A 21,605-nucleotide genomic window follows, 5' to 3' on the forward strand; every position below is an offset into this window, starting at 1 on the left:
GTTTTCAGCGTGCGGGGACACTGGCATCAATTTTCTCGACTGTCGAGAAAAAAGCTTGCCTTTTGTTGGCTGGTGGTGCAGTTGACATGAGACCGGGCAGGGGAGGCTCTGTCCGGCAGGTAATTTCCTCGGGAGGACATCATGAAATCCATCATCAATTTGTTGGCCGGTTCGGCCATTGTGCTCACCATGACCACTGCGGCATTCGCGGACGGCAACGTCATCGGCGTGTCCTGGTCAAACTTTCAGGAAGAGCGCTGGAAAACCGACGAAGCCGCAATGAAGGCTGCCATCGAAGCCAATGGTGACACCTACATCTCGGCTGATGCTCAGGCTTCTGCTGCCAAGCAGCTCACTGATGTTGAAAGCCTGATCGCCCAGGGCGCCAACGCTCTGGTGATTCTGTCCGTTGACTCGGGCGCAGTCGGCGCTGCTGTCGACAAGGCTGCCGCCGAAGGTATTCCGGTGCTTGGTTATGACCGTCTGATCGAAGACGACCGCGCGTTCTACCTCACCTTCGACAACAAGGGCGTGGGCCGCATCATTGCTGAAACCGTCAAGGCCGTGCAACCGGAAGGCAACTATGCCATCATCAAGGGCGACAAGGGCGACCCGAATGCGCTGTTCCTTCTCGAAGGCATGATGGAAGTCATCGGTGCCGACGTTGAGGCCGGCAAGATCAAGATCGTTGGCGAAGCCTTCACCGATGGCTGGAAGCCGGACAATGCCCAGAAGAACATGGAGCAGATCCTGACCGCAGCCGACAACAAGGTTGATGCGGTTCTTGCCGAGAACGATGGCATGGCCGGTGGCGTCATCGCTGCGCTGTCCGCCCAGGGGCTCAACATTCCGGTCGGTGGCCAGGATGGCGACCATGCTGCACTCAACCGCGTTGCCCGTGGCACTCAGACCGTGTCGGTCTGGAAAGACGCCCGCGCACTCGGCAAGGCTGCCGGCGACATCGCCGCGATGCTGGCTGAAGGCAAGTCGATGACTGAGATCCCGGGTGCAGTGAAGTGGTCCGGCGGCGCCAAGGGCGTTGAGATGAACGCCATCTTCCTCGACCCGACCCCGATCACCAAGGACAACATCAACGTCGTCATCGACGCTGGTCACATTGCCAAGGACAAGGTCTGCGAAGGTGCAATGGACGGCGTGAACGGTTGCTGAATTCCAGACATCAATTGAACGAAACCTGCGCCGGGACTGTGTCTCGGCGCAGGAACCGCTTTGCCGGTTTTGCGGTGGAGCCTGCCGGCGACTGATCTGTCGGCCAAGCCTGTGCCAAGAGTTGCATATGGATGGGGGAGTCCAGGTGAGCGAAACAACATCAAAAACCAATACCGGCGCCGGCCGCGTGGAGAACGAGGGGCCGTTCACACGGTTCCTGCGCGCCACCGAGGTCGACGTCCGATTGCTCGGCATGATCGTCGCGTTGCTCGCGATCTGGGTCGGTTTCCATCTCTATGGCGAGATCGTCAATGGCCGTGGCGCTTTCCTTTCTGCGCGAAACCTTTGGAACCTTTCCGTTCAGACCGCCTCAATCGGAGTAATGGCGACGGGTATGGTTCTGGTTATCGTGACCCGCCACATCGACCTCTCCGTGGGTTCGATCCTCGGATTTTGCGCCATGATGATGGCGATCATCCAGGTCTGGGTGCTGCCGGAGTATCTTGGGCTCGGCCACCCTCTGATCTGGATCATCACCGTCATCTGCGGCCTGCTGATTGGCGCCGCGATTGGTGCGTTCCATGGCTACTTGATTGCCTACCTCAACATTCCGGCGTTCATCGTCACCCTTGGCGGACTGCTGGTCTGGCGCGGTGCGGCCTTTCTGTTGGCCCGCGGCGAAACAATCTCGCCGGTCGACACGACCTTCGCGCTGCTTGGCGGCGGACCTTATGGGGCCATCGGCGCCACCGGCAGCTGGATCGTCGGGATTCTGATCTGCCTTGGAATCGTCTCCTTGCTGGTCAGCGGCCGCCGTCAGCGCAGCCGTTACAATTTTCCGCTCCGGCCAATGTGGGCCGAGATCTTCCTGGGCGCAGTGGGATGTGGCGTAACCATCGGATTTGTGCTGCTGGTCAACAGCTACTACTGGCCGCGCGGCATCGTGCGCCAGTATGTCGAGGCCAACAACATCACCACACCGGTCAACGAGATCTTCATCTCGCATGGCTTCGCAATCCCGGTGCTCATTCTCTTGGCGGTTGGGATTGTCATGACCTTCCTGACCGCACGCACGCGCTTCGGCCGGTACGTCTTTGCCATTGGCGGCAATCCCGAAGCTGCAGAACTCGCAGGCATCAACACCCGCTGGGTGACGGTCAAGATCTTTGCGCTGATGGGCCTGCTGTGCGGTCTGTCCGCGGTGATCGCCAGCGCCCGCCTCAATTCGGCAACCAACAATCTGGGTACGCTTGACGAGCTTTACGTGATCGCCGCAGCTGTGATCGGGGGAACCTCGTTTGCAGGCGGCATCGGTACCATTTATGGCGCGATCCTTGGCGCTGTCGTGATGCAGTCCCTGCAGACCGGCATGGTGCTGATCGGCTTTGATGCTGCCATTCAGCAGATGGTCGTCGGCGGCGTCCTTGTTGTCGCTGTCTGGATCGACACCATGTACCGCAACCGGGCCAAGTAGGGAGAGCCATCATGTCAGAGACTGAAAACAAAACCCCCTTGGTCGAACTCCGCGACATCTCAATTGCCTTTGGAGGCATCAAGGCTGTGGACCACGCCTCTCTGGATCTGTTTCCAGGTGAAGTGGTGGCGCTGCTTGGCCACAATGGCGCCGGCAAATCGACGCTGATCAAGATCGTTTCGGGCGCCTACAAACGCGACACCGGCAAGATCTTCATCAATGGCGAGGAAGCCCATATCGAAAATCCGCGCGATGCCAAGAAGTATGGCATCGAGACGATCTACCAGACGCTGGCTGTTGCGGACAATGTCGATGCGGCTGCCAACCTCTATCTCGGGCGTGAACTCCAGACTGCCTGGGGCACGCTGGATGATATAGCCATGGAAGCGGAAGCGCGAAAGGTGATGGGGCGTCTCAACCCCAACTTCCAGCGCTTCAAGGATCCGGTCAGCAAGCTGTCGGGTGGTCAGCGGCAATCCGTTGCCATTGCCCGGGCAATCCTGTTCAACGCTCGCATCCTCATCATGGACGAGCCCACAGCGGCACTGGGACCTCAGGAAACCGAGCAGGTCGGAGATCTGATCAAGCAGCTCAAGAAAGAGGGAATAGGTATCTTTCTGATCAGCCACGATATCCATGATGTGTTCGATCTGGCTGACCGCGTCAGCGTGATGAAGAACGGTCAGGTGGTCGGACATGCAAAGACCTCGGATGTGACCAAGGACGAGGTGTTGGGCATGATCATCATGGGCAAATGCCCCCCCGGGGCGATCCCGGGACCAGGTGCGCTTCAGACCGCGTAACAGCTTGAAGGAAGCCGGGAGAGATCCCGGTTTTCGTATATATATCAATATATTAATGTGGAATTTGGCGGGCAGGAACAGCCCATAATGTGTGACATTTTAAACACGAATTGTTACTGATCTCACATTTGTTTATCAGAAGGTCAGAAAAATTCCGCAGACTCTATTGCAATGCAGCATTCTATGTCCCATATCCAAATCAACGCCACACTGGACATCTCCTCCTCCCAGTCCGGTTTGGCAGTCGTCACGGCCATTTGCACCGGGATCCTCCTCCCAAGCACCGGTCAGGTGTCGTGACAGAGTACAAGCGCCTGTCGGGTCCAACCCGGCAGGCGTTTTGTTTTTCTGGGCGACAGACAACGCATGATGGCACGCCGAACAGGCCATCGGGCAGCCTATTTTCCGGGAAAGAACATTGTCTTGTGATCCTGGGCGATTGCCGAGATGTGGTCTGCCACGGTACGGACCCGCGCCAGATCACGTGCCGATTCATGATAGACCATATAGTAGGAGCGCTCGATGCGGTGCTCGGGCAGCAGACGCACAAGGCTTGAATCGAACCCGGCGATGTAATCATGCAGCACCGCGACGCCCGCGCCGGACCGCACGGCTTCGGTCTGGCCGGTGGCGCTGGAGATTTCGAACTGGGCTGTCCAGTTGCGCAGGATCTCGCGGGTGAATTGCAGCGAGGGCGAGAAGATCAGATCCTCGACATAGCTGATCAGCCGGTGCTCCTTGAGATCTTCGGTGCGCTTTGGCGTTCCATGGGCCTCGAGATAGCTGCGCGAGGCATAGAGCGAGAGGGAGTAGTCCACCAGCTTGCGCGCCACCAGCCGGCCTTCCGCTGGCCGCTCCACTGTGATCGCGATATCGGCTTCGCGTTGCGGCAGCGAGAAGCTGCGTGGAACCGGCACCAGTTGCAGCCGAAGATCGGGATGCCGTGCCGTAAGTGACCCAAGCCGGGGCGCAAGAAACGAAACACCGAAACCATCCGGCGCGCCGATGCGGACCGTGCCCGAGATGGCGCTGTCGGTGCGTCCCAGAGTGGCCTGCGCCGCTAGCATTTCCGCTTCCATGCGTTCGGCGTGCAGCAGAAAAGCCTCGCCCTCGCCGGTCAGCCCACAGCCATTGGTGCGGCGCACGATCAGCTGTGCATCAAGGGCTGTTTCCAACGACGTGATCCGGCGGGCTGCCGTGGCATGGTTGATCCCAAGCCGTCGGGCTGCTGCCAGAATCTGGCCCGCGCGTGCGACGGCAAGAAAAACCCTGATATCATCCCAATCCATAACGGCTCCGCTGTCTGCCGCGCGCTTAAAAGACGGCAATCAGCGGATTTTGCGGCATCGCTTCGAAGCGGTCAAGGCCGGGTAGGTGGTCTGCGCCCCGCAGTGGGGCGAACCGGCACATGACGCGCTCCATCCGGCCTGACGCTGTCCATGGAGGCCTCACAGCCTCAACGAAACGAGGTCAGCCGTGCCAGCTTTCGGAAATCACGCTGCCCCGTCGATTTCACCGGTCCTACCGATGTCATCGAGCCGCTTCTGCAGGGAAAGCCGGTCAATGCTGCTGAGTGGCAGGCTGGTGAAGATCGAGATGCGCGAATCGAGCATCCGGTAGGCCTCTGCAAAGGCGAGGTGCTTTTCGGCTTCCGTTCCCTCCGCCGCTGCCGGGTCGGGGACGCCCCAATGCGCTGTCATCGGCTGGCCGGGCCAGACCGGGCAGGCTTCGTTGGCTGCGTTGTCACACACGGTGAACACGAAATCGAGTTCCGGCGCTCCCGGCTCGGCAAATTCGCTCCAGTCCTTGGAACGGGCAAAGGCGGTATCGAAGTTCATCTGGCGCAACAGATCCAGCGTGTAGGGATGGACCTCGCCCTTGGGTTGCGAGCCGGCGGAATAGGCTTTGAACCGCCCCTGACCGACCCGGTTCATGATCGCTTCGGCTATCACCGAGCGGGCGGAATTGCCTGTGCAAAGAAACAGCACATTGAAGACTTTTTCGGCCATGGTCGCCAGATCCTCCGTCACGGCCTCCCACGATCGTGTAGACCGATGCTCCCAATATCGAGATATCAAGAATATATGAATCATCGACTTTCGCAAGATGCCTTCTGGGAAATCCAGGCTGCTTTAAGGTTGCAGTGAGCTTGGGCCCGCGGAGGCGCTGTGCCCGGGTGGCCACGAATTTGAGGCTTTGAACCTTGGCCGTGATGCCCTATACCGCTGCAACATGCGGCGAAATTGGTGGATTGTCTTCCATGTTCGCCTCACCGGCCCGGCTTGGTCCAGGTGCTGGTATCCCCCAAATGAAAGAAAACGATGACGTCCAGGACAGATATCCATTCAGCCATTGACCGTGCGCTGACAAAACGCGGCTATGATGCGCTGACCCCGGTGCAGGAATCCATGCTCGCACCGGAACTGCGCGACGCGGACCTTCTGGTCTCCGCCCAGACCGGCTCCGGCAAGACGGTGGCCTTTGGCATATCGCTGGCGCCGACGCTGATGGGCGAGGAAGACAGGCTGCCGCGTGCCGAAACCCCGCTGGCGATTGTGATTGCCCCGACCCGCGAACTGGCTCTCCAGGTTGAGCGGGAGCTCGCTTGGCTATATGCGGAAGCGGGCGCGCAGATTGCGACCTGTGTTGGCGGCATGAACATGATGACCGAGCGCCGGACACTTCAGCGCGGCGCGCACATCGTTGTCGGCACGCCAGGGCGTCTGCGCGATCATATTGAGCGAGGTTCGCTGAATCTCACCTCGATCCGCGCCGTTGTTCTCGATGAAGCCGACGAGATGCTGGATCTGGGCTTTCGTGATGATCTCGAGTTCATCCTTGACGCGGCTCCTGACCAGCGCCGGACGCTGATGTTCTCGGCCACGGTGCCCTCCGGCATCGCAAACCTTGCCAAGCGCTATCAGACCAAGGCCGTGAGGGTCACCACCGCCGGCGAACAGAAACAGCATCTCGACATCGAATACCGGGCCCTGTCGGTCGCGCCCAATGACCGCGAAAACGCCGTCATCAATGTGCTCAGATTTTACGATGCCAAGAATGCAATCGTGTTCTGCAGCACCCGCGCCACTGTCAATCATCTGACGGCCCGGTTTTCAAACCGCGGCTTTGCCGTCGTCGCGCTTTCGGGCGAGCTGAGCCAGAACGAACGCAGCCATGCGCTGCAGGCACTGCGCGACGGTCGCGCCAAGGTCTGCGTGGCGACCGATGTCGCCGCCCGCGGCCTTGATCTGCCGGATCTCGAACTCGTCATTCATGCCGATTTGCCGAAGTCGCCCGAAACCCTGCTGCACCGTTCGGGCCGCACCGGGCGTGCCGGGCGCAAGGGCGTCTCGGCCATGATCGTGCCTTACAATGCCCGCCGCCGCACCGAGCGGCTGTTATCGGATGCCCGGATTTCGGCCGCCTGGGCCCGTCCGCCCTCGGCAGAGGAAATTCTGGCGCGTGATGATGAACGGCTTCTCGCTGATCCGCATTTCGAAGCCGAGATCGGTGAGGACGAGGCTGACATGGTCAAGGCACTGCTCGAGCGTCATGGACCTGAAAAGGTGGCCGCGGCGTTGATGCGGGCGCACCGCGCCGGGCGCTCGGCGCCAGAGGAACTGATTGAAAACGGTCCTGTAACCGCACCGGGCGGCACCTATCCTGAGCGGGCGCCGCGCGACCATGTGGCGCTGCAGAATGCCGTCTGGTTCTCGCTCTCGCTGGGCCGCAAGCAATCCGCGGAGCCGCGTTGGTTGCTGCCGATGCTTTGCCGTGCCGGTCACATCACCAAGGCCGAGATCGGCTCGATCCGGATTCTTGATCTTGAGACCCATGTGGAAATCTCGGGAGACTCCGCGGCCAAGTTCGAGGCTTCAATCGGCCCCTCTCGCAAAATCGAGAAGAATATCACCGTAACCCGGCTCGAAGGTGTGCCGCAGGCACCCGCACGCGCCCCCCGTCCACCACGCCCACCCAGGGCGGCAGAAGGCGCAGGCGCCCCATACGCGCCGCGTGAGCGTGCGGCCGGTGCCTCGACCGAGAGCGCGCGGCCGGAGCGGCCCAAGCCTGATTATGCCAAGAAGCGCCCCTTTACCGGTGGCAAGTCAAAGCGCAATGACCGGCCACCGCGCGATGACGTCTATGCGGACCGCAAACCCGGCGCTCCAGACGATCTGCCCGCGGGCGCCAAACCCGGCGTCTGGCCCTATGACGACATCCCGCCGGCGCCAGGTCCGGCCGGTCCCGATGGCAAAAAGGCGGGTGCGGACAAACCCGCTGCTGCCCGCAAGGAAAAGCGCGCTGCCAAACCGTATTCCGGTGACAAGCCGAAGGGCTTTGCCGGCGACAAGACCAAGCCGAAGGGCGGAAAACGCGAGCGTCCGGATGGCAAGCCTGAGTTCAAGCCCCGCGACAAACCGGCGAAGGCGCACCGCAAGGGGCCGTCTACCGGCGCCGTTTCGGGCAAAGGCGACGGCACAGGCGGATTGAAGCGCAAACCGAAAGGCTGAAGCGCGGCAGCGCTGGCCGGGAGCAGCAGCAGGGTTTGCCCTACGGCTCGCCAGGCTGCGTTGCAATCAGTCCAGCTGCGTTGAGCGATGCGTCCAGGCTCTTTGCGCTGGGCACAGAACCGGTCGGCCTCTGCGTCGCATTGGAGAGAAAAAACACGTCTGTCAGACGGCGGCGCTGATCCTTGGATCAACGGGTGTTTTTGCTACCGGCTGATGGGGTGGCAGGCATTGTCTGCACCTCGACAAATATACCCCCAATAAATTGTGTTTCGCCGACCACAGTTGTTTCCATATTCTTAACGAAAGAGTGTTTGTATTCACACGTGGGAAGAGGACTTGGGTCCTTTGCATGATGCAGTTCCCTCACGTTGCAATATCGGCAACAGGCACATGCAAGTTTGATGTGCCACTTTCCAGAATTATCAAACCGGAATGTCCGGAACCGTAACCAGAAGGCACTTCGGCGCCTGGTCTTTCCGGGCCACTTTAAGTGAGGACAGGATGAACGATACGCAAACCGAGAACAAGACTTCAGGTCTTGAGATCATTTCGTTTTTCCTCGGCGAGCAGGTGTTCAGTGTGAACATCATGGCGGTCCGGGAAATTCGCGGCTGGGCTCCGGCAACTCCGCTGGCCCATGCTCCCAATCACGTTCTGGGCGTCATCAACCTGCGCGGTACTGTTATCCCGGTTATCGACATGGCTCTGCGCCTCGGCCTTGCGGCAATAGAGCCGACAGAGCGTTCGGCCATTATTGTGACAGGCATTCGCGATCAGCTTGTTGGCCTTCTGGTCGACAATGTGTCCGACATGGTAACGGTGACTGAAGACGAAATTCAGTCCGTTCCCGAAGTCGGCGCCACCGAAATTCAGCGCATGACCACGGCGATCATCGCCAAGGACAAGCAGATGATTTCGCATCTCGACCTCGACTCGCTGCTGGACGAGGAAGGCGAACTCGCCGCCTGAGCCTCCGAGCTTCATTCTTGATCCTGTAAAAGGAGCGCGCGTCCGGCCTATGCCAGACGCGCGCTCTTTTGCGGATTGGTGAAGACCGGGCCAGGGGCGTTGGCCGCGCGGGGGCAGATTGAATGCCCGTTGGCTGCATATGAGCTCCGCGCTATAGGCAGTGGACAGGGTCGAACCCACGATGCATGTTGATCCGCGCCGCTTCGGCGACCGATCAACGGATACATCGCATGTCGATTCTCGCCAGCATTCACCATTTAACGCATTACAGATATGACCGCCCGGTAACTCTTGGACCGCAGGTCATCCGGTTGCGCCCGGCTCCGCACAGCCGAACCCGCGTTGTGTCGCACTCGCTCAAGATCAGTCCCGAAAATCACTTCGTCAATTACCAGCAGGACCCGTACGGGAACTGGATGGCCCGGTACGTGTTTCCCGATCCGGTGCGCGAACTCAAGATCGAAGTCGATCTCGTTGCCGACATGACGGTCTACAATCCGTTCGATTTCTTTGTCGAAGACATCGCCGAGAAGTGGCCGTTTTCCTATTCCGAAGACATAGCTCCGGATCTGGTGATCTACCAGACACCTGAACCGGCAGGCCCAAGGCTGGCTGAGTTCCTCGCCACAATTCCGCGTGAGCCCACCGGGACGGTGGACTTCGTCGTTGGGCTCAACGCCAAGCTTGCCAATGAGATCGGCTATGTCATCAGAATGGAGCCGGGTGTTCAAACGCCCGAGGAGACTTTCAACACCGGAAAGGGTTCCTGCCGCGACACCAGCTGGCTTTTGGTTCAGGCTCTCAGGCATCTCGGTTTCGCTGCGCGCTTTGTCTCGGGTTATCTGATCCAGCTCAAGCCGGATCTGGTTGCGCTTGATGGTCCGGCCGGCACCGACCATGATTTTACCGATCTTCATGCATGGGCGGAGGTCTACCTGCCAGGAGCAGGCTGGATTGGCCTTGACCCGACATCCGGATTGCTGACCGGCGAAAGCCACATTCCGCTGGCCGCCACGCCGCATTACCGAAATGCCGCACCGATTTCCGGCCTGGCGAGTTTCGCCGAAGTCGACTTCGCCTTCGACATGAGTGTCAAGCGGATGGCGGAGCATCCGCGCATCACCAAGCCATTCAGCGAGGAAAGTTGGGCGGCGCTCGACAAGCTGGGTCATCAGATCGACGAGAAGCTCAAGCAGGGTGATGTCCGCCTGACCATGGGGGGCGAGCCCACCTTTGTCTCGATCGATGATTTTGAAAGCGAAGAATGGAACACCGCCGCCGTCGGTCCGCAAAAGCGTGAGGCGGCGGACAAGCTGATCCGGCGGCTGCGCGCGCGCTTCGCGCCGGGCGGCTTCCTGCATTACGGCCAGGGCAAGTGGTATCCCGGCGAGACATTGCCGCGCTGGACCTTTTCGCTCTACTGGCGGCGCGACGGCAAGCCGATCTGGCTAAATCCGGAACTGATTGCCAATGAAGGCGAGGACACCGGCAAGGCCAGCCCCGAGACGGCCGAGGCCCTGCTTTCGGCCATTGCGGACAACCTCGGAATTGAAGGCGATCATGTGATGCCGGCCTATGAGGACCCCGCCGAGTGGATTCTCAAGGAGGGCAATCTTCCCGACAACGTGACGCCGGATAATTCCAAGCTTGAGGATGCGGAAGAACGGCATCGGATTGCCACTGTGTTTTCGCGCGGGCTTGCCACGCCCTCCGGTTTCGTCCTGCCGGTGCAGCGCTGGCAATCCAAGGCCGCGCCTCATGGCTGGCGCTCGGAAAAATGGAGGACGCGCCGCGGCCATGTGTTCCTGGTCCCGGGCGACAGCCCGGTGGGCTACCGCCTGCCGCTCGGCTCGCTGCCGCATGTGCCCAAGTCCGACTATCCCTTCATCAACCCCGCTGATCCGACCGAACCGCGCGGCGATCTGCCCGATCCGGCCCAGGAAGCGCTGGCTGCATTGAAGGCCGCGGATGCGTCAGGCCAGGCGGTGGCGCATTTCACGGCGTCTGAAGCCGCCCAGCAGCGTATCGAGCAGGAACTGGGCGAACTCGGCGGCGCGGTGCGCACTGCGATTTCAGTGGAGCCGCGCGACGGTCGTCTGTGCGTGTTCATGCCGCCGGTGGAGAAGGTGGAGGATTACCTCGATCTTGTCTCTGCTGCCGAGAGGGCCGCTGATGGGCTCGGTCTGAAAGTGCACATCGAAGGCTATGGACCACCACATGATCCACGTCTCAACGTGATCCGTGTCGCCCCTGATCCCGGTGTCATCGAGGTCAATGTTCATCCCGCGACAGACTGGGACGAATGCAAGGCGATCACCGAAGGCGTCTATGAAGAGGCCAGGCAGACCCGGCTTGGCGCCGACAAGTTCATGATCGATGGCCGCCACACCGGCACCGGCGGCGGCAATCATGTGGTGGTTGGCGGCGCAACGCCGCTTGATAGCCCGTTCCTGAGGCGCCCGGATCTTCTCGCCAGCCTGATCCTGCACTGGCAACGCCATCCAAGCCTGTCCTATCTGTTTTCCGGCCTGTTCATCGGGCCGACCAGCCAGGCGCCGCGGATCGACGAAGCCCGCCATGACAGTCTCTATGAGCTGGAGATGGCGCTGGAGCAGATTCCGCATCCTGATGCAGGCAATCCGCCGCTGCCCTGGCTGGTGGACCGGCTGTTGCGCAATCTGATGACTGATGTCACCGGCAACACGCACCGGGCGGAAATCTGCATCGACAAGCTCTATTCCCCCGATGGTCCCACCGGTCGTCTGGGTCTGGTCGAATTCCGCGGCTTCGAGATGCCGCCCGAGCCACGCATGAGCCTTGCCCAGCAGGTGCTGATCCGCGCGCTGATCGCCCGTTTCTGGGACAAGCCGGCAACCGGCCGCTTCACCCGCTGGGGAACGGCGCTCAACGACCGTTTCATGCTTCCGCATTTCATCTGGCAGGATTTTCTCGATGTCTTGGGCGATCTGCACGATCACGGATTCGCATTGAGACCCGAATGGTATGAAGCCCAGGCCGAGTTCCGTTTCCCTTTCTGCGGCGAAGTTCAATATGAGGGCGTCCGGCTGGAACTGCGCCAGGCGCTCGAACCCTGGCATGTGCTCGGTGAAACCGGTGCGATCGGCGGCACCGTGCGCTACACCGACAGTTCGGTCGAGCGGCTTCAGGTCAAGCTCGAGACGGCCGATCCGTCACGCTACCAGGTCACCTGCAATGGCCGGCCGGTACCGATCACGCCAACGGGTAAGACCGGTGTCGGGGTTGGTGGCGTGCGTTACAAGGCCTGGCAGCCTGCACTCGCGCTGCATCCGGTTCTTCCGGTCGATGCGCCGCTGACCTTTGACATCTTCGACACATGGTCAGCCCGGCCGCTTGGCGGTTGCGTTTATCATGTGGCCCATCCTGGCGGGCGCAGCTATGATACGTTTCCTGTCAACGGCAACGAGGCCGAGGCCCGCAGGCTTGCGCGCTTCGAACATCGTGGCCACACCCCGGGCGCGAGCTCGCCTGCGCCGGAAACGCCACATCCCGAGTTTCCCATGACACTGGATCTGCGCCGCAAACCGGGACTTTGAAAGTGATCAGCACTGCAATGTCTGAAGATCCGGATCGCCCTTCGATCCTCGATGCCTATGCCGCCTTGCCGGGTGTGCCAGACGAACTGCTGGATGCAGATGGCGGCATCCGGCCGGCTTGGCGCGCACTGATCAGCCATCTCCAGAAGCTTGGCCCCGAAGACCGCGAGCGCGGCTTCTCCCGCGGAAGCCAGTATCTGCGCGATGCCGGCGTTTTTGTCCGCAGCTACGGGGAAGGGGCGAGCCCGCGCGACTGGCCGCTCAGTCCGGTCCCGGTCATCCAGCCGGCTGCCGAATGGCAGTCGCTGGCTGAAGGACTGGCCGAGCGCGCCGATCTGCTCGAAACGGTGGTCGCCGATCTTTATGGGGAAAACCAGCTGGTTGCGGATGGTCATCTGCCCGCAAGCCTCATCGCCGCCAACCCTGAATGGCTGCGCCCGCTGGTTGGCGTAAAGCCCGCCTCTGGTCATTTCCTGCACTTTCTTGCCTTCGAGGTCGGTCGCGGGCCCGATGGCGGGTGGTGGGTTCTCGGCGACCGAACCCAGGCTCCCTCGGGAGCGGGCTATGCGCTTGAAAACCGCGTCGCATCAATGCGCGCCTATTCCAGCTTCTACAGCCAAGCCAATGTGGAACGGCTGGCCGGCTTCTTCCGTGCTTTCCGCGACGGACTGAACGCGGCCCGTCAGGAAGACGGCAGCCGCGTCGGAATTCTCACGCCTGGCCCGCTCAACGACACCTATTTCGAACATGCCTACATTGCTCGTTACCTTGGCATGATGCTGCTTGAAGGGGATGACCTTGTGGTCGACAACGGTCGCTTGATGGTCCGCACCGTGTCTGGCCAGCAACCAATCAGCGTGTTGTGGCGCAGGCTCGATTCGGTCTGGGCTGACCCGCTGGAGCTCGACGCCGCCTCGCGCCTGGGCACCCCGGGCCTGCTTGGCGCGGTGCGGTCCGGCTCGGTCACCATGGTCAATGCCCTTGGCGCAGGCGTACTTGAAAGCCGCGCCATGCTGGCCTTCCTGCCAAAGCTCTCCGAGGTGCTGCACGGAAAACCGCTTGCCATCCCCAACATCGCCACCTGGTGGTGTGGTGGGCAAGCCGAGCGTGCGCATGTGCTGGCCAATGCGGCAAACATGTTGATTGGCCCGGCCAACTCGACCCATCTGCCACTGGAGCCTGAGCCCGGTTCTGTCCTGAAGGGCGACATGTCACAAATGGAGGGTGACCTTCAGGCATGGCTTGAGCAGAAGGGCAGGGGCCTTGTCGGCCAGGAACTGGTTTCGCTGTCGACCACGCCCACCTGGGAGAATGGGGCGATGGCGCCGCGTCCCATGAGCATTCGCGTGTTCCTGGCCCGCACCCAGGACGGCTGGCGCCTGATGCCCGGGGGCTTTGCCCGGCTTGCCGCCAACAGCCAGGACCCCTCCGCCGTCTCGATCAGGCGCGGCGGTTCGGTGGCCGATGTCTGGGTGGTCTCCGATGAGCCGGTTTCCGGGGATTCGATGCTGACGCAGCCCGGTGAGGCCTTCGTTCGCACCTCGCCCGGCCTTCTTCCAAGCCGCGCAGCCGACAATCTGTTCTGGCTGGGCCGCTACGTTGAGCGCGCCGAGGGCCTGTTGCGTCTCTACCGTGCCCATTTGAGCCGGTTGCCCGAAAGCCCGCCGGGGGGGACCCCGCTGACCGCCAGCCTCGAAGCCTACCTCTCCGATCGCGGCGTTGATGCCAGCGACGGGATACCCGATACGATCGGGCAGACCATCGCCATGGCGGTGAACTCAGCCAGTCAGGTTCGCGACCGGTTTTCCGTTGATGCCTGGGCGTCGCTGGCAGATCTGGAGCAGACCGTCGCCGAAATGCGCGAACGCGTGTTTCCCGGTGAAGATGCCGCCGCCGCCATGGGTGTCTTGCTGAGAAAGATCACCGGCTTTTCCGGCCTGGTGCACGAGAACATGTACCATTTTTCCGGCTGGCGCTTTCTCACCATCGGCCGTTCGCTGGAACGCGCAATGGCGATGTCGGAGCTGCTGGCAGAGTTTGCCGAATGGTCCGGTTCGCAGGGCGGGTTTGAACTGTGCGTCGAAGTCGGTGACAGCGTCATGACACATCGCCGGCGCTATTCGGTCACTGCCAGCCGCGACACCGTGATCGACTTGCTGGCGCTTGATCCCCTCAATCCGCGCTCCATCGCTTTCCATGTCAATGAGATCAAGGAGCAGGTGGGCCTGCTGCCAGGCGCGGAGATCAATGGCCAGTTGTCCGATCTGTCGCGTGCGGTGCTGAGAATTCAGTCGGACCTTGCTATGCTGACCCCTGGCGATCTTGATCATGACGCCCTGGTAACGCTGGGTCAGTCGATCGGTCATCTGACCGATCATATCCACGCTCAGTATCTGGGATAAGGGCATGCTCTACGACATCAAGCTTGTCATCGACTATGCCTTTGAAACCCCGGCCGCAGGCGCCCGGCAGATCCTGCGTGCGATGCCGCTCAGCATTCCAGGGCGTCAGCGCCTGATTGCAGGCAGCGTAAGCATTGATACCGACGCCGTGACCCGGAACGACCGAACGGATTTCTTCGGCAATCAGGTGACCGAAATGGCATTTGCCGAAGCCCACCGCGACATCGTGATCTCGCTTGCTGCGCGCGTCGACGTGACCGGCGGCGCGGCCCCCGAAGGCCCTTCGTGCGATATGGCCGCCCTCAAGTTTGCTTTGAACAAGGACCGCGATCTCGGGCCGCGCTCCCCCCTGCATTTTCTCGCACCCGCCCGCTACACGCCAAGCGATCGAGACATCGGCGCCTGGTCCTTGGGCTTTGGCGTGGACGGACTGGCGGTCAGCGCCATCGTCGCAAATCTCGGCCTGGCGCTGCACAACGAAATGCGGTTCGACGCCGAAGCCACGACCGTGGATACGCCTGCGGCCGAGGCCTTCGCTGCACGCCATGGCGTCTGTCAGGATTTCACCCACATCATGATCATCGCGCTCAGGCATCTGGGCATTCCGGCAGGCTATGTCAGCGGCTATCTGCGCACCTTGCCGCCACCTGGCGAGCCGCGGCTCGAAGGTGCTGATGCCATGCATGCCTGGGTGTCGGCATGGTGTGGACCTGAAACGGGCTGGGTCGAGTATGATCCGACCAACGCCACATTCGCCGGAACCGATCACATCGTTGTCGGCTATGGCCGTGACTACGCCGATGTCGCGCCGGTGCGCGGCGCAATGCGCACCGCGGGCGGCCAGACCAGCAACCAGTCGGTCGATGTGGCTCCGGTGGACGAGTTGCCGCTGGCAACAGTCTGAGCGATCAGCGGCCGCGGATCCTTGGATCGAGAGCGTCGCGCAAACCATCGCCAATGTAATTGACGCTCAGCACCGTCAGCGAAATCGCCAGACCGGGCCAGAACACGCGCTCGGGATACTGCTGAAGATAGTCAATCGCATCAAACAGCAACCGGCCCCAGGTCGGGAAATCTGGCGGAAAGCCAAGCCCGAGAAACGACAGCGCGGATTCTGTGATGATCGCTGTCGCAATCCCCAGCGTCGCCGAAACCATGATTGGTGAGAGCACATTGGGCAGGATATGGCGCAGGATCATGCGGCGCGGCGGTGTGCCGATCGAGCGCGCGGCCAGCACGAATTCACGCTCCTTGAGCGCCAGAACCTCACCGCGGACAATGCGCGCCGTTTGCATCCAGCTGGTGATGCCGATGGCTGAAACGATCAGGATGAAGGTTCCCATCTCGGGCCCGAAGCCGCGCGACAGGGTTTCGCGGAACAGCATCACCATGACCAGCAGCAGCGGCAGCAACGGCAGCGCCAGAAACAGATCCGTGAGCCCCATCAGCAGACCGTCGAGCCGGCGGAAGAAGCCCGAAACAATACCGATCAGTGTGCCAAGCAGCACGCTGATCGCCATGGCGGTCAGGCCGACAGCGATCGACACCTGGCCACCTGCCATCATCCGCGCAAGGATGTCCCGGCCAAGCTGGTCGGTGCCAAAGGGATGCGCCAGCGTCGGGCCGGAATTGCGCGCCCGGATGTCGATGAATGTCGGCTCGATGGTCCACAGGAACGGGCCAACCGTCACCGCCAGCAAGATGAACAGGAACACCGCTGCGCCGAACAGTGCACCCTTGTGGGTCTTGAACTGGTCCCAGACATCCCACCACTGGGAGCGGCCGGTTGTGTCCTTTATCAGAGGCTTGGCTGCGGGCGTGTCAGTCATAGCGGATCCTCGGGTCAAGCAGACCGTAGAGCACGTCGGCGATCAGGTTGCACAGCACGATCAGCACGGCGAAGATGAAGGCCAGCGTCTGCACCATCGGCAGGTCATTGGCGTAGATCGCAGTAATCAACAGCTGTCCCAGCCCATTCACCTTGAAGATCTGCTCGGTGATGATCGCACCGCCGAAGATCGACGGAATGCCAAGCGCGATCACGGTGACCACCGGGATCATCGAGTTGCGCAGCACGTGCACCAGCAGCACCACCTTCTCGGTCATGCCCTTGGCGCGGGCCGTGCGAACATAATCATGATTGAGGTTGTCGAGCATCGAGGCGCGCATGAAACGTGACAGCTGTGCGGTCGTCTGCAGTGCCAGCACCATCACCGGCAAGGTCATCTGGCGGACCTGCTGACCAAAGCTCTCAAAGTCATTGACCACCAGCGTGGTGTCATAGATCGAGGGGAACCATGGCAGCATGATTGCGAAGATCACGATCATCAGCACGCCTGAAAAGAAGGGCGGTACGGAGAACCCGATCATCGAAACGAACGTCCCGACCTGGTCGAACCAGGAATACTGCTTGTAGGCCGAGATGATGCCGATCGGCAATGCGATCAGAACGCCGACCACATAGGCCAGGCCAACAACCCACAGTGTCTGGGGCATGCGCTGGATGATGATATCGAAAACCGGTGCCCGGAACTGCCAGGAGACGATCCGCTGCATACCTTCCGAGAAGCTGGTTCCGAACACCCAGTCGAAGAAGACCAGCGGCTCCACCCAGAAGAACTGTTTTGCCCACAGCAGATATCGCACATAGGCAGGTGAATCGAGCCCCAGCGCGTCACGCATTTTTTGGCGCACTTCGGGCGGGATGCTTAGCGGCTGGTCCGCAAGCGGGTCACCCGGCGCCAGATCCAGCAGCAGGAAAATGATAAGGCTGATGAGCACAAGCGTCGGTATCGCAAGCAACAATCGTCGGATTGTAAAGGTCAGCATGGGCGACGCCTCGGTTCAGCAGCGTTGTCGTATAGTGCACAAGGAAAAGGCTGGCCCCACCTTTGCAGGGCCAGCCAATTTCAACTTACTTGATGCGGTACCAGTCCGCGGCATTCCAGATTTCGGAATCCCAGGTGTTGAGCACAACACCGCCGAGGCTGTTGGAGTGAGCCGATACACGGCCACGGTCAACCAGCGGAACGATGGTCATCGTGTCCTTGGTGATCATGTCGTTGAGCTTCTTGGCAATTTCGGCGCGCTTGGAGATTTCACCGGTCTTGCTGAGCTCGGCAACAAGTGCGTCATACTCTTCGTTGCAGAAGCGGTTGATGTTCTCGCCCTGCCACTGGGATTCAGGGCGTGGAGCCTTTTCGCAGGTGTACTGGCCCAGATACTGTTCCGGATCTGTGCCGTCGAAGTTGTTGGCGTACATTTCAACGTCCGCGTAGAACTTCTGGAAGGTGTCCGGGGAAGCCGGGTCACCGCCGAAGAACACCGAAGCGTCAATGTTCTTGAGTTCGGTTTCGACGCCGATTTCCGACCACCACTGCTTGATCAGCGCCTGGAAGTCCTGACGCACTGCATTGGTTGAGGTCTGGTAGAGAAGCTCGAGCTTCATGCCGTCCTTTTCGCGGATGCCGTCGGCACCAGCGGTCCAGCCGGCTTCATCAAGCAGCGCCTTTGCGCCTTCGATGTCCTGGGTCAGGCAGTCGGTGTTGTCGGATGCAAAGATATCCGGAGCAGGGACCAGGTTGCAGGTCGGACGACCGGCCTGGCCGTAACCGATTTCCACAAGCAGGTTGCGGTCGATTGCCATCGACAGAGCCCGGCGAACGCGCTCGTCCGAAAGGATCGGGTGCGGCTCGGCTGCCGTGGCGCGGGTTTCCGGCGGCAGGTCCGGAGATGGGTTGGTCAGGTTCATCTCGATACGCTCAACGAGGGTACCGAAGCCCGAGACCGGAGTGCCCTTGCCGCCTTCGGCCATGGCAGCGATCACGTCAGGAGCGAGCTGCAGGTTCCAGGCGTAATCGAATTCGCCGGTTTCCATGACAGCGCGGCCAGCGGCCGCAGCGTCGCCGCCGCCCTTGAAGGTCAGCGTTGCGAAGGCCGGCTTTGCCGGATCGCGGTAGTTTTCGTTGGCCTTCATCGTGATCACGTCATTCGGCTTGAAGTCGGTGACGACAAACGGGCCGGTGCCGACCGGGCCGAAGTTGGCTGCGGTGCATTCCTGCGCCTTGGCGCCAAGACACTCTTCGAACTGGGCCTTCTGGATGATCGGCGACTGGGCACCGACAAATGCAGCGTAGGGAACCGGCTTCGGGCCGTCAAAATTGACCACGACCGTCAGATCGTCCGGGGTGTCGATGCTTGCCACACCATCAAATTTCGCGCTCTGTGCACAACCGCCATCCGGCGCCATGCAATAGTCAGCTGTGAACTTGACGTCAGCCGAGGTGACCGGGGTGCCGTCGGACCACTTGAGGCCTTCCTTGAGCTTCCAGGTGATCGAGGTCAAATCAGCGGAAACGCCGCCATTCTCGACTGTCGGGATTTCATCAACCAGCCACGGAACCAGGCTGCCGGTCTGGTCAAATCGGGCCAGCGGCTCGACGATCAATGACGCCGATTCGATGTCCTTGGTGCCGCCCGACAGATACGGGTTGAGGATCGAAGGCGCCTGCCAGTAGATGATTTTGACTTCGCCGTCCGAGCCGCGCTCGGCGTTCGCTACGGGTGCAAACGCCAGTGCGGCGACGGCACCCATCAGGATGGTCTTGAGTTTCATGAGACTGTCTCCTTGTTCGTATTGTTATTTCGTTGTTTGGCCAGCGGTTGATCCCGCGGTCTTTGCTGTGTTGTCCGCATAAAGGTGGCAAGCCACCTGTCTTCCATCTCCGAAATCAAACACGTCCGGCTCGATTTGCCGGCAGATATCCATGACCTTCGGGCAGCGGGTGGAAAAGTTGCAGCCCTTGGGCGGATTGGCAGGCGAGGGCACATCGCCCTGCAGCACGATCGGCTTGCGGGTGCGTTCATAATCGGGATCGGGTTCGGGCACCGCCGACAGCAGCGCCTGGGTGTAAGGATGCAGCGGCTCGGCGAACAGCTCGTCGCGCGAGGCGATCTCGACGATCCGGCCCAGATACATCACCGCGACCCGGTCGGCGATATGGCGCACCATCGACAGGTCGTGGCTGATGAACAGATAGGTCAGATCGAGCCGGTCCTGCAGTTCCTCAAGCAGGTTGACCACCTGTGCCTGGATCGACACGTCGAGGGCGGCAATCGGCTCGTCGCAAACAATGAATTTGGGATTGAGTGCCAGCGCCCGCGCGATGCCGATCCTTTGGCGCTGGCCACCGGAGAATTCATGCGGATAGCGCTTTGCGAAGGCGCGGTTGAGGCCAACCCAGTCCATCAGTTCATAGACACGGGCCAGGCGCTCTTCATCCGTGAGGTCGAGATGCTCGTCCAGCGGCTCGGCGATGATGCTGGCCACCGTCATCCGTGGATTGAGGCTGGCCTGCGGATCCTGAAAGATCATCTGCATCATCGGCCGCTTGGAGCGAAGGCTGTTGCTGTCGGCCTGTGCGATTTCGTTGCCGTTGATTTCCACGGTGCCGCCGGTGATGTCGTAAAGCCGCAGGATCGACCGTCCGACGGTGGACTTGCCGCATCCGGATTCGCCGACCAGCCCCAAGGTCTCGCCCGGCAGGATGTCAAAACTGATGCCGTCCACCGCCTTGATGTCACCGACATGGGACTTGAACAAACCTGAGTGTATCGGGAAATACATCTTGAGGTCCCGCACCTTGACGAGCGGGCCGACAGCAGTCTCTTCAGCCATGCGCGGTCTCCGGTGCAGGGGTGGTGGCCTTGTCGACAAGGAAGCAGGCTGCCTTGTGGCCCGGTGCGGAAATCGGAGTGAGCAAAGGGTTTTCCTCGCTGCACCGCTCAAACGCAAACTGGCAGCGGTTCCTGAACTGGCAGCTGGCGGGTGCTTCAGTGAGGATTGGCGGCTGCCCCTCGATCACCTGCAGCTTCTCGGCCCGCGGCCCGCGCACCGCCGGCACGGTTTTCAGCAGCGCCTGAGTATAGGGATGTTGCGGATCGTCAAAGATTTCCTTGACCGGACCTTCTTCGACCACCTGCCCGGCATACATCACCATCACCCTATCGGCGATCCCGGCAATCACGCCCAGATCATGGGTGATCCAGATGATCGCCATGCCGAGCTTCTGCCGCAGTTCCTTGACCAGTTCGATGATCTGCGCCTGGATCGTCACATCCAGCGCCGTGGTTGGTTCGTCCGCAATCAGCACCTGCGGGTCACAGGCCAGCGCAATGGCGATCATCACCCGCTGCCGCATGCCGCCGGAAAACTGATGTGGATAGTCCTTGAGGCGCCGTTCGGCATCGGGAATGCCGACCAGTTCCAGAAGCTCGATCGAGCGCGTGCGGGCCTGAGCCTTGGTCATGCCCATATGGGCGCGCAGCGGCTCGGCAAGCTGGTAACCGATTGTGTAGACCGGATTGAGCGATGTCATCGGGTCTTGGAAGATAAAGCCGATCTTGGAACCGCGGACATTGCGCAGCTCCTCGTTGCTGATCTTGAGTAGATCCTGACCGCCGAACATCACCGCACCATCGCGCATCTCTGCGGGTGGTGATGGCAGCAGCCTCAAGAGTGACATCATTGTCACCGATTTTCCGGATCCGCTTTCTCCAACCACACCCAGCAATTCGCCGGGTCGCAGATGGAAGCTGACCGAGTTCACCGCGTGCACTTCGCCGCCACGGGTTCGGAAAACCGTCTTAAGCCCTTTTACATCCAGAATTGGCGAGGCCGTGTCTGGCATACTGTACCCCTC

At 61.0% G+C, this 21,605-nt stretch carries 15 protein-coding genes; 8 read left to right on the forward strand and 7 right to left on the reverse strand.

Going from position 1 to position 21,605, the window contains the following annotated elements; all coding sequences use genetic code 11:
- Nucleotides 1–141 precede the first annotated feature (141 nt).
- The 3 genes from HPDFL43_RS05505 (at nucleotide 142) to HPDFL43_RS05515 (ending at nucleotide 3,447) form a co-directional block, all read left to right on the forward strand.
- The gene (locus tag HPDFL43_RS05505) at nucleotides 142–1,170 is read left to right on the forward strand and encodes a substrate-binding domain-containing protein (RefSeq protein WP_007196285.1); all 1,029 of its coding nucleotides are present in this window, start codon (nucleotides 142–144) and stop codon (nucleotides 1,168–1,170) included.
- A 127-nt stretch (nucleotides 1,171–1,297) separates the two neighbouring features.
- Entirely contained in the window at nucleotides 1,298–2,644 is a 1,347-nt protein-coding gene (locus tag HPDFL43_RS05510) for a sugar ABC transporter permease (protein WP_007196287.1), read from the forward strand.
- A gap of 11 nt (nucleotides 2,645–2,655) precedes the next feature.
- A complete protein-coding gene (locus HPDFL43_RS05515; protein WP_007196288.1) occupies nucleotides 2,656–3,447 on the forward strand; it encodes an ATP-binding cassette domain-containing protein in 792 nt (263 codons plus the stop codon).
- A 398-nt stretch (nucleotides 3,448–3,845) separates the two neighbouring features.
- Here the strand turns inward: HPDFL43_RS05515 and HPDFL43_RS05520 are convergent, their stop codons facing one another.
- Nucleotides 3,846–4,736 (reverse strand): LysR family transcriptional regulator, encoded by an 891-nt coding sequence (locus HPDFL43_RS05520; RefSeq protein ID WP_007196289.1) that lies wholly within the window; start codon nucleotides 4,734–4,736, stop codon nucleotides 3,846–3,848.
- A gap of 204 nt (nucleotides 4,737–4,940) precedes the next feature.
- A complete protein-coding gene (locus tag HPDFL43_RS05525; protein ID WP_040449714.1) occupies nucleotides 4,941–5,456 on the reverse strand; it encodes an arsenate reductase ArsC in 516 nt (171 codons plus the stop codon).
- A 312-nt stretch (nucleotides 5,457–5,768) separates the two neighbouring features.
- Between HPDFL43_RS05525 and HPDFL43_RS05530 the strand changes: the two genes are divergently transcribed.
- From HPDFL43_RS05530 to HPDFL43_RS05550, 5 genes are all read left to right on the forward strand, one after another.
- A complete protein-coding gene (locus HPDFL43_RS05530) occupies nucleotides 5,769–7,958 on the forward strand; it encodes a DEAD/DEAH box helicase (RefSeq protein WP_007196292.1) in 2,190 nt (729 codons plus the stop codon).
- 501 nt (nucleotides 7,959–8,459) lie between these two features.
- The gene (locus HPDFL43_RS05535) at nucleotides 8,460–8,927 is read left to right on the forward strand and encodes a chemotaxis protein CheW (RefSeq protein ID WP_007196293.1); all 468 of its coding nucleotides are present in this window, start codon (nucleotides 8,460–8,462) and stop codon (nucleotides 8,925–8,927) included.
- Nucleotides 8,928–9,157: 230 nt separating this feature from the next.
- Nucleotides 9,158–12,502 carry a transglutaminase family protein gene (locus tag HPDFL43_RS05540; protein ID WP_040449718.1) on the forward strand — a complete coding sequence of 1,115 codons (3,345 nt, stop codon included), beginning with the start codon at nucleotides 9,158–9,160 and terminating at the stop codon, nucleotides 12,500–12,502.
- A 17-nt stretch (nucleotides 12,503–12,519) separates the two neighbouring features.
- Complete coding sequence (locus HPDFL43_RS05545; protein WP_007196295.1) at nucleotides 12,520–14,904, forward strand: circularly permuted type 2 ATP-grasp protein; 2,385 nt, start codon at nucleotides 12,520–12,522, stop codon at nucleotides 14,902–14,904.
- A 4-nt stretch (nucleotides 14,905–14,908) separates the two neighbouring features.
- A complete protein-coding gene (locus HPDFL43_RS05550; protein ID WP_007196296.1) occupies nucleotides 14,909–15,808 on the forward strand; it encodes a transglutaminase family protein in 900 nt (299 codons plus the stop codon).
- A gap of 4 nt (nucleotides 15,809–15,812) precedes the next feature.
- Here the strand turns inward: HPDFL43_RS05550 and HPDFL43_RS05555 are convergent, their stop codons facing one another.
- The 5 genes from HPDFL43_RS05555 to HPDFL43_RS05575 form a co-directional block, all read right to left on the reverse strand.
- The gene (locus HPDFL43_RS05555) at nucleotides 15,813–16,733 is read right to left on the reverse strand and encodes an ABC transporter permease (protein WP_007196297.1); all 921 of its coding nucleotides are present in this window, start codon (nucleotides 16,731–16,733) and stop codon (nucleotides 15,813–15,815) included.
- Nucleotides 16,726–17,733: an ABC transporter permease gene (locus tag HPDFL43_RS05560; RefSeq protein WP_007196298.1), complete on the reverse strand. Its 1,008-nt coding sequence runs from the start codon at nucleotides 17,731–17,733 to the stop codon at nucleotides 16,726–16,728. Before HPDFL43_RS05560 ends, HPDFL43_RS05555 begins: the two co-directional genes overlap by 8 nt.
- Before the next feature lie 85 nt (nucleotides 17,734–17,818).
- Nucleotides 17,819–19,519, reverse strand: coding sequence for a peptide ABC transporter substrate-binding protein (locus HPDFL43_RS05565; protein ID WP_007196299.1), 1,701 nt, complete (start codon nucleotides 19,517–19,519; stop codon nucleotides 17,819–17,821).
- A gap of 24 nt (nucleotides 19,520–19,543) precedes the next feature.
- Nucleotides 19,544–20,581, reverse strand: a complete 1,038-nt coding sequence (locus HPDFL43_RS05570; RefSeq protein ID WP_007196300.1) for an ABC transporter ATP-binding protein — start codon at nucleotides 20,579–20,581, stop codon at nucleotides 19,544–19,546.
- Nucleotides 20,574–21,593: an ABC transporter ATP-binding protein gene (locus tag HPDFL43_RS05575; protein WP_007196301.1), complete on the reverse strand. Its 1,020-nt coding sequence runs from the start codon at nucleotides 21,591–21,593 to the stop codon at nucleotides 20,574–20,576. Before HPDFL43_RS05575 ends, HPDFL43_RS05570 begins: the two co-directional genes overlap by 8 nt.
- Between the last annotated feature and the right edge of the window lie 12 nt (nucleotides 21,594–21,605).

Source organism: Hoeflea phototrophica DFL-43 (assembly GCF_000154705.2).
Classification (GTDB): Bacteria; Pseudomonadota; Alphaproteobacteria; order Rhizobiales; family Rhizobiaceae; genus Hoeflea; species Hoeflea phototrophica.